Source organism: Anaerobiospirillum sp. NML120448 (assembly GCF_023050945.1).
Lineage (GTDB): Bacteria > Pseudomonadota > Gammaproteobacteria > Enterobacterales > Succinivibrionaceae > Anaerobiospirillum.
Window position 1 is genome coordinate 1 of the sequence record NZ_JALKIM010000146.1, and the last position, 2,320, is coordinate 2,320.

The following is a 2,320-nucleotide window of genomic DNA, read 5'->3' on the forward strand; positions in this document are numbered from 1 at the left end:
ACCATATTTTTCAACTAAAACAAGTGATATTTTACAAAATTTAAAAAAAATATCACTAATATTGAAGTATATAAATAGTTAGTCTTTAGGTTACTTTTGTAATGCTATAATTGCAGAGTTCAGGTAACATGACCAAAGCGCATTCGTAGGATGTCGTTTGAAACTTCACTCTTAGTTGTTATGCAGAGATCTATACTAATCTGAACCCAATAAGAGTACTGTGGCTCCATTTGAATAGATAGATTAAAGGTTTATTAACAATAGTAATACATTGTTAAGCACCTCAAACAAGGTGCTATCTACTTTCAAAGTACTTCATTGGTTGTCCTCTAACCAACACAACACTTTGAAAGAACTGTGCTTTTTAAAAAGCACAAGCTCTAGGAATTAGAGAAAATCCCTAGAGCTTGGTTAAAAGATAGTAAGCAAGCAAGAACTAGCTATTAATCTTTCTTATCTTTCTTATCCTTCTTATCCTTCTTATCCTTCTTATCCTTCTTATCCTTCTTATCATTTTTAATGTTGTAAATAGCCTCTACAGATGAAGATACTACAATTGGCTCGATGCTGTAGGTGCTCTCAACAGGCTCAGCCTCAGCCTTAGCAGCTAATAACATAGAGCGGTTGCTATAGGCACGATAAACACCATAATTACGCTCTTGGAAGCTTAAAGAGCATGGAGTACCAAGTTTAACTTCAAAACCATCGGCTAATAGCTGAGCACGATCCTTGGCATCAGCAATAGCTAACTTAGCGGCCTCTTTTTCATACTTTTTCTTGTCAGATAAAGTATATTCAAAGCCAGAGATTTGATTGATGCCTGACTTAATAGCAGCATCGTTAAGCTGACCGATTAAAGCAAAGTCAGAAACCTTAATGGTAACATTGCGGCTACCCTCATAGCCTACTAACTCTTGCTTCTTATCCTTTTCGTTATAACGATACTGAGCAGTTACTACAATTGAATCAGCTACAAAAGCATTCTTATCCAGCTTAAGAGCCTCTACTGCCTTAGCAAAGGCAGTTACAGTCTTTTCAACTTCCTCACGAGCCTCAGCAGGAGTTGGTTTATTGCTTACAACACGATAATTTAAAGAGGCACGATCAGGCATTACACGAACTTCACCCTGACCAGTTACAGAAATCTTACCAAAATCCATTGAACACTTTCCATCAGAAGCAAATACAGCACTTGAGCATAAAGCAGCTAAAGAGATGGCAATTAAACCTTGCTTGATCTTATTCATATAAACTACCCCTTATTGAGTATTACATCCAAGTCCAATCCAATGAAAAAGGGCTTTTGTCAAATTACTGCTTTAAAGCTAAAGACCATCACAACACTAAACCGAAGATTTACATACTAAAAAACTTTTCTACAAAGCATGTACGTAATTGATCTTTGCTTTTAAGGCACCTATAAGAACCACTGTGCCTGTTTGCCCTTTAATAAAATCTTACGCACTCAAACTTAGCAAATCCTTAGTCAAGACCAAAATCAATTACGCCGTTTCCTCTTTTGCCACCTAACCCCTAATTAAAGCCCCGTTAAGCCAACCAAGCTCTCTATTGCCTTAGCTTTATAAATAAGTGCCTTGCCAGCAGTAGCTTCTTATAGCGCTACCTGGACAAATTTACTGTCATATTGGCTCTTTATCTTTAGCCTCATATGCCTCCTATGCCTCACCCAAGGCTAGAGACAAGGCTCAATAAAAACTTGATCATATGCTATGACACTTAGTAAAAATTAAGTGTTAGTTAAGATTACCTATTCACTAAAGTTGACAATCTACTAAAGCTTGGAAGTACTAAAGCAACTAAGTCATTAACAATAAGCTCTAGCAAGCTTGTATCAATTTTCTGGATTAGTTAAGATCTAAGCGGTTTTTTCATGGCCTGTTTTGTAGTTGTATCAGGTAGCTACTAATGTCGGGCACCATATCAGTTAAGATAAATCAAAGCAAAGACTCTTAGTGGTTGCTATGTGCTGCTAAGGGTTGATAAAATGCCATTTATATTCTTTTCTATCTAATGTGGATTACTGCTATTAAGCTTTGGTGGTGCTTTTTTTGATGTGGTTTATGGTTAATGCTTGTTCTTGTGTTTTAGGGCAATTTCATGAGTCTACCCTTGTCACAAAATTAGAAAAATGAATCTAGACAAAACTTGCATTTCATGTTAATAGCCCTTTAGTAGCTTAGAAATACCAAATTCTTTGCATGGCAGAATTTGACTAACTTTGAATCCCAGTTCCTTAACAATGTAATCATATAAGTCTTTCAAGGCCTGTTTTGGATCAGCAGAATTTCTGAGAATTAGC

At 36.2% G+C, this 2,320-nt stretch carries 1 protein-coding gene; it reads right to left on the bottom strand.

Annotated elements, in window-relative coordinates:
- Positions 1 to 443: 443 nt before the first annotated feature.
- Positions 444 to 1,247: an SIMPL domain-containing protein gene (locus tag MXE38_RS12115; protein WP_246915439.1), complete on the bottom strand. Its 804-nt coding sequence runs from the start codon at positions 1,245 to 1,247 to the stop codon at positions 444 to 446.
- Positions 1,248 to 2,320: the final 1,073 nt, after the last annotated feature.